Source organism: Bacillus mexicanus, assembly GCF_050445615.1.
GTDB classification, from domain to species: domain Bacteria; phylum Bacillota; class Bacilli; order Bacillales; family Bacillaceae; genus Bacillus; species Bacillus mexicanus.
Map to the genome: position 1 here is coordinate 897,945 of NZ_JBCEYV010000001.1, position 16,248 is coordinate 914,192.

Annotated in this window: 10 protein-coding genes and 1 pseudogene; 4 read left to right on the top strand and 7 right to left on the bottom strand. The window is 44.1% G+C overall.

Annotation, left to right across the window (positions count from 1 at the left end):
• The first annotated feature begins 16 nt into the window (after positions 1–16).
• Complete coding sequence (locus AAGG74_RS04800; RefSeq protein WP_429674693.1) at positions 17–3,307, top strand: NTTRR-F1 domain; 3,291 nt, start codon at positions 17–19, stop codon at positions 3,305–3,307.
• Positions 3,308–3,446: 139 nt separating this feature from the next.
• Here AAGG74_RS04800 and AAGG74_RS04805 read toward each other — a convergent pair whose 3' ends face one another.
• Positions 3,447–4,553 (bottom strand): tetratricopeptide repeat-containing glycosyltransferase family 2 protein, encoded by a 1,107-nt coding sequence (locus AAGG74_RS04805; protein ID WP_225494015.1) that lies wholly within the window; start codon positions 4,551–4,553, stop codon positions 3,447–3,449.
• 746 nt (positions 4,554–5,299) lie between these two features.
• Here AAGG74_RS04805 and AAGG74_RS04810 point away from each other — a divergent pair.
• The gene (locus AAGG74_RS04810; protein WP_162101784.1) at positions 5,300–6,436 is read left to right on the top strand and encodes an alpha/beta hydrolase; all 1,137 of its coding nucleotides are present in this window, start codon (positions 5,300–5,302) and stop codon (positions 6,434–6,436) included.
• A gap of 327 nt (positions 6,437–6,763) precedes the next feature.
• Here the strand turns inward: AAGG74_RS04810 and AAGG74_RS04815 are convergent, their stop codons facing one another.
• The 3 genes and pseudogenes from AAGG74_RS04815 to AAGG74_RS04825 form a co-directional block, all read right to left on the bottom strand.
• Positions 6,764–7,027, bottom strand: a complete 264-nt coding sequence (locus tag AAGG74_RS04815; protein ID WP_429674694.1) for a YnfE family protein — start codon at positions 7,025–7,027, stop codon at positions 6,764–6,766.
• 250 nt (positions 7,028–7,277) lie between these two features.
• Positions 7,278–8,279: pseudogene (locus tag AAGG74_RS04820) on the bottom strand (glycoside hydrolase family 5 protein); the annotation flags it as partial.
• 311 nt (positions 8,280–8,590) lie between these two features.
• The gene (locus AAGG74_RS04825) at positions 8,591–9,988 is read right to left on the bottom strand and encodes an alanine/glycine:cation symporter family protein (protein WP_429674695.1); all 1,398 of its coding nucleotides are present in this window, start codon (positions 9,986–9,988) and stop codon (positions 8,591–8,593) included.
• A gap of 467 nt (positions 9,989–10,455) precedes the next feature.
• Between AAGG74_RS04825 and AAGG74_RS04830 the strand changes: the two genes are divergently transcribed.
• Positions 10,456–10,809 carry a hypothetical protein gene (locus tag AAGG74_RS04830; protein WP_162101781.1) on the top strand — a complete coding sequence of 118 codons (354 nt, stop codon included), beginning with the start codon at positions 10,456–10,458 and terminating at the stop codon, positions 10,807–10,809.
• Positions 10,810–10,834: 25 nt separating this feature from the next.
• On the top strand, positions 10,835–10,960 hold the full coding sequence (locus AAGG74_RS04835; RefSeq protein WP_010330653.1) for a hypothetical protein: 126 nt from the start codon (positions 10,835–10,837) through the stop codon (positions 10,958–10,960).
• 44 nt (positions 10,961–11,004) lie between these two features.
• Here AAGG74_RS04835 and parC read toward each other — a convergent pair whose 3' ends face one another.
• From parC to AAGG74_RS04850, 3 genes are all read right to left on the bottom strand, one after another.
• Positions 11,005–13,425 (bottom strand): DNA topoisomerase IV subunit A, encoded by a 2,421-nt coding sequence (gene parC / locus AAGG74_RS04840; RefSeq protein WP_429674696.1) that lies wholly within the window; start codon positions 13,423–13,425, stop codon positions 11,005–11,007.
• A gap of 2 nt (positions 13,426–13,427) precedes the next feature.
• Positions 13,428–15,395 (bottom strand): DNA topoisomerase IV subunit B, encoded by a 1,968-nt coding sequence (parE, locus tag AAGG74_RS04845; protein WP_162101779.1) that lies wholly within the window; start codon positions 15,393–15,395, stop codon positions 13,428–13,430.
• A gap of 394 nt (positions 15,396–15,789) precedes the next feature.
• Positions 15,790–16,197 (bottom strand): CoA-binding protein, encoded by a 408-nt coding sequence (locus AAGG74_RS04850; RefSeq protein WP_162101778.1) that lies wholly within the window; start codon positions 16,195–16,197, stop codon positions 15,790–15,792.
• Between the last annotated feature and the right edge of the window lie 51 nt (positions 16,198–16,248).

The window sequence follows — 16,248 nt, forward strand, 5'->3', positions numbered from 1 at the left end:
CAGGGGATGAAGTTGAGTGAATGATGTGATTGTAAATGGAGGTTTTGAAACAGGAAATCTGACGGGCTGGGCGTCTGCAAATACGTCTGTTATTAATACTTTTGCCCACTCTGGAAGTTATTCCGCACAGTTTATCAGTAGCCAGCCGTATGCTTTTTTAGGGCAGGTGGTGCCTGTCGTTTCTGGGCAATCTTCGGTATTCATCGTTTCGCTTAGAACGATTGAAAATAATCCAAGTCCTCAAGTAACTATACAAATTTTATTTTTTAACAATGAAGGGGAAGAGATTGAAGGAGGACAGGAAATTATCATTGCTTCCGGAAGTTTGCCAAATATCTCATTTAATACATGGAATGAGATATATAGAACAATTGAAACCCCCGCGGAAGCAGTAAACGCAGTGATAGTAATAAGTAAAACTACTACTGGATCTGTTCTAATTGATGATGTTTCTTTAATAGAGTCTGCCGGGGAGATTGGCCCTACTGGACCTACCGGGCCGACGGGTGTAACTGGCGCTACGGGACCTACTGGATTAAGAGGAGCGACTGGAGCGACTGGGCTTACTGGCGTAACCGGACCGACTGGGCCGACTGGAGTTACTGGACCTACTGGACCCACTGGATTAAGAGGAGTGACTGGGCCGACCGGGCTCACTGGTGTAACCGGACCTACTGGGCCGACCGGAGTTACTGGCGCTACCGGACCTACTGGACTTACTGGAGTAACTGGACCGACCGGGCTCACTGGCGTAACCGGACCTACTGGGCCGACGGGTGTAACTGGCGCTACCGGACCTACTGGACTTACTGGCGTAACTGGGCCGACCGGGCTCACTGGCGTAACCGGACCTACTGGGCCGACGGGTGTAACTGGCGCTACCGGACCTACTGGGCCGACTGGGGATACTGGTGCTACCGGACCTACTGGACCTACTGGTGATACTGGTGATACTGGCGCTACCGGACCGACCGGGCCGACTGGTGATACTGGGGCTACTGGACCGACGGGACCAACTGGTGATACTGGCGCTACTGGACCGACGGGACCAACTGGAGATACCGGTGCCACTGGACCAACTGGGCCAACTGGTGATACCGGACCTACGGGACCAACTGGTGATACCGGGGCTACTGGACCGACGGGACCAACAGGGCCGACTGGGGATACTGGTGCCACTGGACCGACCGGACCTACTGGGCCGACTGGAGCCACCGGCGCTACCGGACCGACCGGACCAACGGGGCCTACAGGTGATACTGGCGCTACCGGACCTACTGGGCCTACTGGGGATACTGGACCGACTGGCGCTACCGGACCTACTGGGCCTACTGGGGATACTGGACCGACTGGCGCTACCGGACCGACCGGACCAACGGGGCCTACAGGTGATACCGGTGCTACCGGTGCTACTGGACCTACTGGTGCCACTGGATCTACCGGACCGACCGGGCCAACTGGCGCTACGGGACCTACTGGGCCTACTGGGGATACTGGACCGACTGGCGCTACCGGACCTACTGGGCCTACTGGAGATACTGGCGCTACCGGACCAACCGGACCGACTGGGGATACTGGGGCAACCGGTGCAACTGGACCGACTGGGCCTACTGGGGATACTGGTGCTACCGGACCGACTGGGCCTACTGGGGATACTGGTGCTACCGGACCGACTGGGCCTACTGGGGATACTGGCGCTACCGGACCTACTGGACCGACCGGACCAACTGGTGATACCGGGGCCACTGGACCTACTGGGCCAACTGGTGATACCGGACCTACGGGACCAACAGGTGATACCGGGGCTACTGGACCGACGGGACCAACAGGGCCGACTGGGGATACTGGTGCCACTGGACCGACCGGACCAACTGGGCCAACTGGAGATACTGGCGCTACTGGACCGACGGGACCAACTGGTGATACCGGTGCCACTGGACCAACTGGGCCAACTGGTGATACTGGCGCTACTGGACCAACTGGTGATACCGGGGCTACTGGACCAACTGGACCTACAGGTGATACCGGGGCTACTGGGCCGGCTGGGCCAACTGGTGATACTGGCGCTACCGGACCGACTGGAGCCACCGGGGCTACTGGGCCGACCGGGCCAACTGGTGATACTGGCGCTACTGGCGCTACCGGACCTACTGGGCCGACTGGAGCCACCGGCGCTACCGGACCGACCGGACCAACGGGGCCTACAGGTGATACTGGCGCTACCGGACCGACTGGGCCTACTGGGCCTACAGGTGATACTGGCGCTACCGGACCGACTGGGCCTACTGGGCCTACAGGTGATACTGGCGCTACCGGACCGACCGGACCAACGGGGCCTACAGGTGATACCGGGGCTACTGGACCTACTGGACCAACTGGAGCCACCGGCGCTACCGGACCTACTGGGCCTACTGGACCAACAGGTGATACCGGGGCTACTGGACCGACCGGACCTACTGGGCCAACTGGTGATACTGGCGCTACTGGACCGACCGGACCTACTGGGCCAACTGGAGATACTGGCGCTACTGGACCTACTGGACCAACCGGACCTACTGGAGATACTGGAGATACTGGCGCTACCGGACCGACTGGAGCCACCGGCGCTACTGGGCCGACCGGGCCAACTGGTGATACTGGCGCTACTGGACCGACTGGACCGACTGGGCCAACTGGAGACACTGGCGCTACCGGACCTACTGGTGCCACTGGTGCCACTGGTGCCACTGGATCTACTGGACCGACTGGAGATACTGGGGCAACCGGTGCAACTGGACCAACGGGGCCGACTGGAGATACTGGACCGACCGGGCCGACGGGGCCGACTGGAGATACTGGACCTACTGGACCGACTGGACCAACGGGGCCAACTGGCGCTACCGGATCACCCACACAAATTTTCTTTGGCCAAACAGAAACACAACAGCAAGTATATCCTCCATTGAACTCAGAAATGAACTCAGAAACAACAATACTCACATTAACAGTTCCTGTAACAAGTGGCCAAAGAGTAAAGGTTGACCTATCAGCGCATATTATAGCTAACACTACAGAGAATTATAGTATTACCGGCTCTATTCGATTAAGGAGAAACGAAACATTGTTAGCAGAAATTCCTTTTGCCAGATCGGGGTCAAGCGCAGGGGCACAAAGCTTTGTAGTTTCCACCACTTATGTTGATACTGCAACAAGTACGGAGGATACAGAGGATAATGTATATACTGTTAATGTCATTATTACAGATCAATCAAATATAACAACAGTCGATGCAGCTACTCGAGCTGTAAATGGTGTACCATATGTATAAACTGCATTAAGCCTTTGACCTTTAATCGTTCAGCTTGTAGAGAAAACAATGTTTTTTCTACAAGCTTTTTTTGTTTTTTTAAAAAGACCTCCCACATCTTTTAGCTGATACTCTTTCATAGAATCGACAAGTGACCCATTTATCGATTTCCATGATGTTCATCATCAGAGCCAACTTGTTTCTGCAGAATATCTTCAAAGTATTTTTTGTTTGATAGGATTCTTGAATCATGGGGACGGTGTTGTAATGCTGATTCATTATGTTGGTAGGCAAGCTGATACTTACCAAGCTTATCGTAGCAAATAGCTAATTGGAGGTGGGGCAGCCAGGTGGCGCAGGCACGATTTTGAAAAGCCAAGCTATCTGTGTCTTTGTTTTCTAAGGCTCTTTCATACCAATAGACTGCACTTTGAAAATCGTTTTTTTCTAAAAAAGAGAATCCCAGCCTGCAGCAGGTTTCGGCTCTAGGCGGCCCATAGACGAGCGTGTGAAGCACCCAGCTTAATTCTTTTTCCTTCAGCCCCAATGAATGATAACAATCTGCTAATTTATTGCATGCTCTAATATTATCTTCTACCCATCCCTGTTTTGTTTTCAAAAAACGCAAATAATACTCAATTGCTTTTTCTATTTTCTCATGATCATACAATTCATTCGCATAGTAAAATAAATCTCTTGGCGAAAAATCCTTTCCCGAAGAAGCCATGTTCTCATAAATCCGCAGATTTCTGTCCGCGTCATGACTAAGTGGCATGTGAGAAACTGCGACTTCACTGTGATAGAGGTTTCCATTAACTTCTAAATATTCATGGACGGCGCCAATCCACTTCAAACCATTTTCGCGTTTTACAAGTCTGTACCTTCTTAAGCTGGATGTGACGTTATGATCTTCATCAAACGCCAAATGGTATTTCATTGAGACTGCGTCAATGCGTGGATCAAGCGTTCTTTTTAAATCCAATAACAGCTTTTGGTCCTTCTCGGTAAAGATGTCATCGGCATCAAGCCATAAAATATAGTCGGCCGTTGCCTGCTGAAACGAAAAATTTCGGGCTGCCGCAAAATCGTTGATCCAAGCAAAATCAAAAATGCGGTCTGTATAACGAGCAACGATCTTTTTCGTCTGGTCAACTGAGCCGGTATCCACAATGTTAATTTCATCAACTATCCCTTGCACAGAATCTAAGCATCGTCCAATAACAGCTTCTTCATTTTTCACAATCATACATAAACTGATTGAAATCACATAGCCATCTCCGTTTCATCCTGTTTTTTCTTTATGACATGAACAAGCATGTAATCAATACGGGCATGTATTAATAAGTGATCCAAAGACTAACCAAATTGCCCGGCAAGGAACTAAAGTTTTTGTAAAAAGAGCTGTATGTTTGGTTCAGATCGGTGGAATGAGAGATGAGGGGATTTATGTTATAAAGATATTCAGGAAATAGGGGATTTATGTTGCGAGGTATTATGATGAAATGAGTGTAAGTTTATGAAACGCATAATAATAAAGAGAAAAATGCACCTGTATAGGCTATAGATAAATGGCAAGAATCTCAATCGAATCAAAAATTGAAAAAGGTCTTAGGGTAGGGGAAGCCACATAAGCCGCCGATCACTAATTGATATTTATTTAAGTCTGGTACACTGAAAGAAATATAAAATAGAGTAAGAGATAGCTTAATTAACATTTTGGCTCCCATATGAATTATGAGAAGTATCGCTGAAAGATTCTTTAGAACTCTTGAAGAAGATTATTTTCATTTAGGAACTTTTAAATTCTTCTTTAAGAAGAAAGATATGGTTTAAATCTTTTATAATGATATTCATATTTCAATACTATTTGGCATATGAATGGATTATCGGTATAGTGTGATTCAATTCACACTTCACACAATGTCAAAAACTTTCTTTTTGTTGCTCATCTTTACAGGGATAAATGTATGTATGTCATATTCACCACTTTTATTAATGAAGGGGAACAAGACAATGAAAACGTATGACGCATTTCCAGAACCAATCGGCCGCTATACTGTCGGTCGAACCCAGATGGATTTTGAGTACACGGCATCAGATCACTCAAAAAGAGAACTGACGGCGTTTGTGTACTATCCGTCCGACAGCAGCGAAGGTAAGAATACATCAACGTACATGTTTCCTGAGGTCTACGAGATGTTTAATGAGCAGCCACTTGTCACTGAGTTGAAGGATGTTTTCTCTATAGATATCAAGACCCAATGTTACGACGACCACGCTCTCTCCGAGAAGGAAAAGCGCTATCCGGTGTTATTCTATGTTTGCGGCGGGGGCGGTTCTCCAGAATGGGGTACAGTGATCTGTACAGACTTGGCAAGCATGGGATATGTTGTGGTAAGCATCGGCCATCAGAATAGCACGATGTATAAGCGTAAAGATGGACGTCTGTTTAATATATCAAAGGACTTTTCGGATGTCATTTTGGCGTTTTCTGAAGATCCGGAGATGCGGAAATTGTCTGGTAAGATGGAGATGCGGCCTGATGATGAAACGGCCATTGAAATGTGCCGTAACGTGCTTACACTGCCGATAATTAGCAAGTTAACAAAGTATTGTGAATTACAGGCGGAAGATGTAAGGTATGTAGCCGATTATCTTTACAAACTGGACTCTGGAGAACTAAATTCCATCTTTAAAGGCAGATTGTTGCTTGACATCGGCATGGGCATAGTCGGACATTCTTATGGAGGACCCACGACGGCGATTGTTTGCCGGGACGACGACCGATTCGTCTGTGGAATTGGCTTGGATAGCGGTGCGTTCGGCCTTCTCGACAGCGACCTGAAGAAACCCTTTTTGCTGCTGTTTTGTGAACCGAACTATAACATGAATGCGATCATTGGCGCTAACAATAGCATGGAAACCTATTATTTCTCTGTTGATCGTGCTGCGCATTTAGATTACTGCGACATCGTGTTTACCAGTGTGAATGAGGAAATCAGAGGCGAACGGGATGCTATGGAGATGCGAAATCTTATTACAGACTATACGAAGAACTTTTTTGCTCATTACATACTGCAGAAGACAGCAAATGTAGAAAGTCTGACATACGATGGCGTGCACTTGATCAAGAAGACCAGCAACAAGTGACATAACCGAGAGATTGCTGATAGCTGATAAATGATGAAGAATTCAACTGAAACTGTAATGATTGGATAGACGAACAACTAACTGAAAAATCTTTATGACCGATTATATTGAGGACGTAAAGGTTTTTTTGATATTACAAACAAAAAGGGTGAAACTGTAGGTAAGATGAAAATTAATGCGTAAACGCAAATTCGATTCTTCTAGTTTACATAATATATATTCTAGGAAGTAAACAAAATAAATCATTTCCTGTCTCAATAACTAAGTATACTTAAGTAAATGAGACAGAAGCAAAAATTTAAAATTTTACTGTTCAGTATGTTCAAATTAAAAAAATGGCGTTTTTAATTCATCATACACGGCTTCCAAATCCTCAAGCGTCATATCACCATAAGCACATTTAATAGCCGAGTCAGCAAATACATCATAGTCATAATCTGTAGAAAAATGTTGCTGTAGCTGTTGTTCGTAAACTTCGATCTGTTCTTTTTGATGTTGGACGTCTTTTTCCTTACCTGGATAGTCGGGGCCATTTATTGCATTATTCATTTTTTTGAACAGCATCATATACTGTTTCAAAGTGTCATCCACAACTTACATCCTCCTTGTTTTGCTATAACGATAAGATGATGAAAACGGACACCATTGCTGATGCCCGCCAAAAGCTAAACCATTTGGGTTCTTTCCCAAATCAGTTTTCCATGATGATATCATGTGATATTTTTCGCCGTTTTAAACATAATTAAGGAGAATTAGCGTTATTTTTCATGTTTAGATTTGGTTGAAGTTTATTTCTTCTCACCTGCTGTAAGACTGTTTTTCTATTTCAGTTGATGTTTCAGTTTTTGCTTGCGAGAATGCTTTCTCTTACAAATGTACCAGAATCGGTTAGTTGTGATAACGGCCAGCCGCCTGTTTTAGAGGCTCCTGGCTTTAAAGCTGAAGAGGTTTCCTGTTTATCGGAAAGATTCCAGTTCACCCAGCTGATATTTTTGCTATTGAGGTAATTGAGCCATTCCCGCGACTGGTCGAGGAATACGCCGCCATTTCCTGAAGCATCGCTTGTTCCCCATTCCGTCACAAAAAGAGGCGCTCCTTTGCTGAGAGCATAGTTTGCTTTATCACGTAAAGATTGGCCGTGTGTTCCAGCATAAAAATGAAGCGCATACATAACATTTGCATCCTTCAACTGATCATCGGCAGCATCATTCACATCCTGACTCCATGTACCTGTACCGACAATGATGGTATTGTCAGGATCATTTTTACGGATAACGGATATCACTTCTTCCGCATATGGTTTAATATCACGTTTCCAATTCACATCGCCGTTTGGCTCATTCGCAATTTCATAAATCACGTTTGGTGTGTTTGCGTAAAGGCTTGACATTTCCTTGAAAAATTCTTTTGCCTTCTCTTTATGTTGATTTGGATTGCCGTCACTTAAGATATGCCAATCAATGATGACATAGATCCCCAGCTCCTTTGCCGCTTCAACCGCTTCTTTTACTTTATTTTTCACAGATGGATGATCAATATAACCGCCCTCTGCCGTATACATCGCTGCCCGGAAAACCGTAATGCCCCAATCGTCTCTCAGCCATTTTAAGCTGTCTTTATTGACATAATCACCATACCATTGCAATCCGTGTGAACTGATTCCCTTTAGCTGTACCGCTTTGCCATCTTGATTGACTAGCTGTGTGCCTTTTATGCTCAGCTGCCCATTTATGGATACCGGGGTTTTTCCCCCTGCTGCAGTTGCTTTTGAAGCAGGCATACCGCTGATTGCTAGTAATACAATGAATAACACTGCAATTAATTTAGAGACTGAACGTTTCATATCATTTTTCCTCCTTTGAATGATGATGAAAAACAATAACTCTAGTAATTTACGCTCTCCTCCCCTTTCGCTTTTTTTAGCACGGTCTCATTGTAAAAATCTTTTATGTGATTGTCTATCAACCTAATTTCTTGTTTTTATGCAGGTAAAAGCCAATGAATTTGCTCTTTTTGTCTTATTTCAGGTTCTGCTCATACCTATGATCCCATGTAAAAAGTATGTAATTAGGACTTACACGTTACTTTCATGATGACTCAAAATATCTTAACAAACGAAAAGCTGCATTCAATTGATTGAATGCAGCCGGGTTTTTATGCTTCTTGCTTTTCATCTCCCCAAGTCTCAGTGTTTTTCAGACCAGGGATGTTTTTCGCTTTAAATACAGGATCAAGTCCTTGTTTACGCTGTTTTGCGTAATCTTTATATACTTTATAAGCAACGTTTGAGAGCAGCATAATTACAATTAAGTTAATCAGTGCCATGATGCCCATAAAGAGGTCCGCCATATCCCACACAAGCTGGAATCCTGCGACACATCCAAACACAACCATAGCAATAACTGCAATGCGGTAAATATTCAGCCAAGTTTTGCTGGTTTTAATGAATTCTATGTTTGTCTCGCCATAATAGTAGTTTCCGACAACTGAACTAAAAGCAAACAAGAACATTGCGATAGCAATAAAACCAGGCGCCCATCCTCCAATATGGTGACTCAGCGCAGCTTGTGTCACTTGGATGCCGTTCCCTTTTGGTGTTACACTGTACAGCAAAATGATAAACGCTGTAGACGTACATATGATAAATGTATCGAAAAACACGCCCAATGTTTGGATAAAGCCTTGCTTTGCCGGATGCGAAACATGAGCTGTCGCAGCCGCGTTAGGTGCGCTCCCCATTCCCGCTTCGTTAGAGAAAAGTCCGCGCTGTGCACCGATGACGATGATAGCCCCTAATCCTCCGCCGACCACTTGTTCAAATCCTAAAGCGTTTTTGACAATTGTTGCAATAACGCTCGGAAATACAGCAATATTCGTAAATACAACAAATAAAGCTATGAGAATATAAAGACCTGCCATGACCGGAACAATCAATTGTGTTACGGCGACGACGCGTTTTAAACCGCCGAAAATAATAAAAGCCGTTAAAACAGCAAGAACGATAGCCACAACTGTTTTGTTCACATGAAAGGCGCCATCTAACGCTCCTGCAATCGTATTGGATTGAACAGCGTTAAAAATCAAACCGAATGATACGGTAATTAAGACTGCGAATACAATGCCAAGCCACCTGACTCCAAGGCCCTTTTGAATATAGTAGGCCGGTCCGCCGCGGAAATCGTTTCCGTCCTTCACTTTATAAAGCTGTGCTAACGTGCTCTCAACAAAGCTTGAAGCCATGCCTACAGCAGCCACCACCCACATCCAAAATACAGCTCCGGGTCCGCCCGTTGCAATCGCTAAGGCAACACCTGTTAAATTCCCTGTACCGACTCGTGATGCGGCAGAAATAAAAAACGCCTGCATAGATGAAACACCTTTATTTCCTTCCGGTTTCTCACCTACTATTCTGAACATTTCAATAAAATAACGGAATTGGATAAAACCAAAACGAAGTGTAAAAAATAAGCCAAGTCCTATTAAAATATAAAATAAATATTTCCAGATAAAATGACTTGGAATATTGATCAAGCTATTGAAAAAAGACTCCATATTGACCTCCCGTTTTCATCAATTCATAGTGAATTCATATTCGATGTTAGATTTTTTAACATAACGAGTCTTATTATATCACAATATGTCGAATTAGGAAGTTTTTTTATGAAGATTATTGTTCTAGCCTGAAGCTTACTCCTTTGTTCCCCGCTCTGTTATTTTCCTATGAATAAAGATATTTCTTGTAAGCTTCCCCTCCTCTTTCACAATGTAAGATGTCTCTCTAATAAATAAATTCATAAACCTTACACAACAATCATATCTTTTAAAATGTGTTTTTGTTCACAGCGACAACCGCTTATACATACACTAATAAAAAAATTCCTCTATCAAAAACAAACAGAAAGATATATACTTAACAAAGTGAATTTTATTTTTAAATTTAATAAATCAGGTTTACTTCCAGCATGGATTAGGGTATTTTTATAAAAATATTCAGTAATATTAAAGGAGGGAGAGATCATATGAAAAAAGTAACGATACTGAAAACATCCATCTTATTCTTGGCGATTGCCAGTTTTCATTTGTTCTCGATTCCCCACGCCTTTGATATCGGTCATCATTACAAAGCTGTATCCGACCAGCAGGAAATGCATGAAGTAAAAGCCGGTCAACACGCTGATGATGAGAAAAAATCCATCACAGGGGCATTTGCGCTAACTGCTTTATGGGCAATGGCTGTTCGGCTTCTGACTGCTGAAAGCAAAAGCACAGGATATTCCCGCAGACGCCAGCGAAAAAAAAGCTTTATACTAGCCAAATTTTATCAATCGTCTTATTTCGACAAACTTCATGTTCAACATCAACCCATAATATAACAACCATATGAGGAGGCTGTTAAACATGTTGTTTATCTTGAGAATGGTGATTTTAGGCTTATTTTCTTTTACAGCGCTGAATTTATTTGTATGGCAAGGAATCGAATTTATTCATGCCTTTACAGATCTATTCACCAGTCATGAAAGCTAATTGCATAAACGAAACCCGCTCATGCATCGTGAGCGGGTTTTTTATTACTGTTCAGTATGAAGGCTCCAGACAGCTGTGACTATTCCTGACTCTTCTTCATCAATAAAGAAAGAGCCATTGCTGTATCTGTCATTTGTCCGTAGTTCTTTTGCCTGCAGTTCTTTCCTGTCACCTTTTTCGGTTTCCGCTATAAATCGCTGTTTGAGACCACAAGTAAACAATGCTACGACACGGTGAGGATTTTTCTTCAGTTCTCTCAGCATAACGACACCGCGTTTTGCACGGGATGTTCTTTCAAACTCAGAAAGACCCATGCGTTTCACTGCTCCCCGCTGTGTAAACAGAACAACCGAATCAGATTCTTGAAGTATCTCTCCGGAAACAACAAAGTCATCTTCCTTTAAGTTAATCCCTTTGACACCTGCGGCACGCGCGCCAACTACATTTACTTCGTCTTCTCCAAACCATAAGCCGTACCCTAGGTGAGTTGCCATAAAGATCTGGCTTTCTCCATTTGTTACATGGACATCAATTAGTTCATCTTCACCCTTTAGATTTAAGGCCACAAGCGCCTTAGAATAACGCTGTGCTTTATAATGGGTGAGCTCTGTCTTTTTCACCATACCGTTTTTCGTAAAGAACAACAGATACGCCGATGGATCAAATTCTTTTATCGGGATAGCCTTTACAATCGTTTCATCACCGTCAATGGTGATAATATTAGAAAAATGCTGGCCCATGTCCTTCCATCTGATATCTGGCAGCTGGTGAACCGGACAATAGATATAACTTCCTTTGTTCGTAAAGAGCAGCAGCACATCCGTCGTATTCATTTCAAATTGGTGCAGCATCCTGTCCGTATCTTTCATTCCGAAATCCTGGCCATTGGAAGCGGCAAATGAGCGCTGGCTCGTCCGTTTTAAGTAGCCGTCTTTTGTAACGGTCACATATACATCCTCAGACGCAACCATGACTTCAAGGTTAATCTTAATTTCCTCAATTTTTTCTTCAATCACAGATCGTCTCGTGTCTGCATATTTCTTTTTCAATGCCTTTAAGCTGTTTATGATCACATTTAACAGCTTTTTATCATTGCTTAAAATCGACTCGAGCTCTTCAATTTTTTTGCCGAGCTCTTCTGCTTCCTCTTTCAATGCTGTGATATCAGTATTGGTTAAACGATATAACTGCAAAGACACGATAGCTTCAGCCTGAGGCTCTGTAAAGTCATATTTCGCGATCAAGTTGTTTTTAGCGTCACGTTTATCGCTTGAAGAACGAATTGTTGCAATGACTTCATCCAAAATAGACAAAGCTTTCATAAGCCCTTCTACGATGTGATGTCTGTCTTTTGCTTTTTGAAGCTCATATACGGACCGGTTTGTCACGACTTCCTTTTGGTGGCCGATATACGCATCTAATATAGACGGCAGACTCATGAGCATTGGACGGCGATTGTGAATAGCCACCATATTAAAGTTATAAGTAATCTGCAAATCGGTATTTTTATATAAGAAATTCAAAATGCCTTTGGCATCCGCTTCTTTTTTTAGTTCAATGACTACTCTCAGCCCAGTTCGATCTGTTTCATCGCGAACTTCAGAGATGCCCTCAACTTTTTTATCAATGCGGTACTCGTCCATTTTTTTCACGAGGTTGGCTTTGTTGACTTCAAATGGGATTTCTGTAATGACGATTTGTTCACGTCCGCCTCTGATTCCTTCAATTTCAGCTTTTCCGCGGATAATGATTTTTCCTTTTCCGGTCTCGTAAGCTTTCTTTATGCCGTCAACGCCTTGGATAATACCGCCTGTCGGAAAATCTGGCCCTTTAATGACTTCCATCAGTTCATCAACAGAGCAAGATGGCAGTTGAATGCGTTTAATGACGGCATCAATGACTTCTCCCAAATGATGCGGCGGAATGTCTGTCGCATATCCTGCTGATATCCCTGTCGACCCGTTCACCAAAAGGTTTGGAAACATTGCCGGGAGCACGACAGGCTCCTTGCTTGTATCATCAAAGTTCGGTACAAACTCAACCGTGTTTTTGTCAATATCCCGCAGGAGCTCAGAAGCGATCGGAGATAACCGCGCTTCTGTATAACGCATGGCTGCCGGAGGGTCTCCGTCGATGCTTCCGTTGTTCCCATGCATTTCAATTAACACATTTCGCACTTTCCAATCCTGGCTCATCCGCACCATTGCTTCATAAACCGAACTGTCACCGTGCGGATGATAGTTACCGATGACGTTACCGACCGTTTTGGCAGCTTTCCTGAAGTTTTTATCAAACGTGTTTCCATCTGTATGCATCGCGTACAAAATTCTGCGCTGTACCGGCTTTAAGCCGTCTCTCGCATCAGGAAGCGCCCTGTCTTGAATAATATATTTACTGTAGCGTCCAAAACGGTCGCCGATCACCTCTTCTAATGGTAAATCATGAAATAATTCTGGCTGTGACAACATTAAACCTCCTCAGCGACCGATAAGTTTTCATTTTCCAAAATATTGCTTTCTTCATCTAAGCCGAAAGCGACGTTTTTCTCAATCCACTTTCTGCGCGGCTCGACTTTGTCTCCCATTAGCGTCGTGACACGTCTCTCAACACGTGCCGCATCATCGATTTTAACCCTAACAAGCGTACGGGACTCCGGATTCATCGTCGTTTCCCATAACTGGTCTGCGTTCATCTCCCCAAGACCCTTATACCGCTGAATGGTGTAGCCTTTACCGACTTTTTTCAGGACATCATCCATCTCTTCATCAGACCATGCATATTCAATGATCTCCTTTTTCCCGCTTCCTTTACTGACCTTATATAAAGGCGGCAATGCTATAAACACTTTGCCATGCTCAATGAGCGGCTTCATATAGCGATAGAAAAAGGTAAGAAGCAGCACTTGAATATGAGCGCCATCCGTATCTGCATCAGTCATAATGATGATTTTGTCATAGTTGATATCATCGACTGAGAAATCCGCTCCGACTCCCCCGCCGATCGCGTGAATGATCGTATTGATCTCTTCATTTTTAAAAATATCGGCAAGCTTAGCTTTCTCTGTATTAATAACTTTACCGCGTAAAGGCAGTACCGCTTGGAATCTGCGGTCTCTTCCCTGCTTGGCTGACCCGCCTGCAGAATCTCCCTCAACGAGATACAATTCATTTTTTGCCGGGTTTCTCGAACCGGCAGGCGTCAGCTTACCGCTTAATGTCGCTTCTGATTTTTTTCGTTTTTTGCCGCTCCTTGCTTCTTCACGGGCTTTACGTGCCGCTTCACGCGCCTGGCTCGCTTTGATTGCTTTTTTAACAAGAAGCGTTGCAGTATCCCGATTTTCCTCTAAGAAGTAAGCAAGCTGCTCAGAAACAATCGCATCGACTGCTGATCTCGCTTCACTCGTACCGAGCTTTCCTTTCGTTTGTCCTTCAAATTGAAGAAGCTCCTCAGGAATCCGAACAGAAATAATGGCTGAAAGCCCTTCTCTTATATCAGTGCCTTCCAGGTTTTTATCCTTTTCTTTCAGCAAAGCCACTTTTCGCGCATATTCATTAAAAGCACGTGTCATCGCTGTTTTTGCACCCGACTCATGAGTTCCGCCATCTTTTGTTCTGACGTTGTTAACAAACGATAAAATGTTTTCAGAATAGCCGTCGTTAAACTGGAACGCAAAATCCACTTCGATTGAATGGTGCTCTCCCTCAAATGAGACCACTTCAGACAAGGCGTCCTTTTCCTCATTTAAGTAAGCGACAAACGCTTCTATGCCGTTTTCATAATAAAAGACCTCATGCTGGCCATTACGCTCGTCAATCAGCTCAATTTTTAATCCTTTTAATAAAAACGCAGATTCTCTTAAGCGCTCAGAAAGCGTTTCAAAATTATAAGTTGTTGCGCTGAACATCGTGCGGTCTGGCTTAAAATGCGTGAGCGTTCCCGTCTTTTTTGTTTTGCCGATTTTTTCGAGAGATGTGGCCGGTTTTCCTCCGTTTTCAAAGCGCTGCTGATAAACGAAACCGTCCCGTTCAATAGTGACCGTCAGCCATTCAGATAAAGCATTCACGACTGATGCACCGACACCGTGAAGCCCTCCGCTTGTCTTATAGCCGCCTTGGCCGAACTTTCCGCCGGCATGAAGCACTGTTAAAATCACTTCAGGGGTTGGTTTGCCGAGTTTATGCATTCCGGTTGGCATGCCGCGGCCTCTATCCTGAACAGAAATACTGTTGTCTTTATGTATTTTGACGATAATGTGATCTCCGTGGCCGGCAAGCACCTCGTCGACAGAGTTATCTACAATTTCATAAACCAAATGGTGCAAGCCCCGTGCGTCGGTAGAGCCAATATACATCCCCGGCCTTTTTCTAACGGCCTCAAGGCCTTCGAGCACCTGTATGGCATCTTCATTGTAATCAAATTGCTGTTTTCTAGCCAAACGTACAAACCCCTTTCAAAAACTAACATTGTCTTTCTCTTTTTCAGTGTTACACATCAATTGTATAAAGTATTTTTTATAAACCTCGTCTCGGTGCCGGTACTGTCTTGGACTCCTCATTATAACCAATATGTATGCAATCACAACATAGAGCTAACGAATCAGTTCGCAACATATCGCCTAGTGCTGTTTTCACACCATAAGAACGTATGTTTGTTTATTATATATAAAGCAGCAGACCTTCGCAAATCGAACGGCCGAAACCAGCTAGACAAGGTTTTCAAAAAAAGCTGTTCAAGCTTTATTGTATCTGTTTCATCGTAATACGCAAACAATATCTTAAAATTAAAAAGCAAAAATCCTTGAATTCACAAGGATTTTTGCAGTTCTGCATCTATTTTGTTACAGCATGCGCAACTTTTATGCACAGATCCATAATAACTGTTCTGCCTTTTTCCTTTAGCATCTCGTAAGCTTCTTCGTTTACAAGCCCTTGCTGTGCCCAAAATACCGGAGCATCTGTCTCCAAAAACTCTTCTGCCACGCTCGGCAGCTGTTCTGAGCGCCGGAATACATTGACGATATCAATCGGACCGTCAACCTCTTTTAAAGATGAAACGGCTTTGACACCAAGTGCCTCATCAATTGTAGGATTGACGGGAATGATGTCATAGCCTGCATCCTGCATCGCTTTAGAAACCATATATGACGTTCTATCTGGCCGGTCTGAAAGCCCGACTACCGCGATTCGCTTGCTTTGATCAAGAATCTCTTTTATTTCCGCTTTGGAAGGGTTTTGCATCATAGACCACTCCTTTTTCATCTATTTTACACGATCAAAACGAAAGAAATC

Coding starts and splice junctions, on each gene's coding strand:
- AAGG74_RS04810 (WP_162101784.1), top strand. CDS start 5,300: ATGAAAACGTATGACGCATTTCCAGAACCAATCGGCCGCTATACTGTC.
- AAGG74_RS04825 (WP_429674695.1), bottom strand. CDS start 9,988: ATGGAGTCTTTTTTCAATAGCTTGATCAATATTCCAAGTCATTTTATC.
- AAGG74_RS04830 (WP_162101781.1), top strand. CDS start 10,456: ATGAAAAAAGTAACGATACTGAAAACATCCATCTTATTCTTGGCGATT.
- AAGG74_RS04835 (WP_010330653.1), top strand. CDS start 10,835: ATGTTGTTTATCTTGAGAATGGTGATTTTAGGCTTATTTTCTTTTACA.
- AAGG74_RS04850 (WP_162101778.1), bottom strand. CDS start 16,197: ATGCAAAACCCTTCCAAAGCGGAAATAAAAGAGATTCTTGATCAAAGC.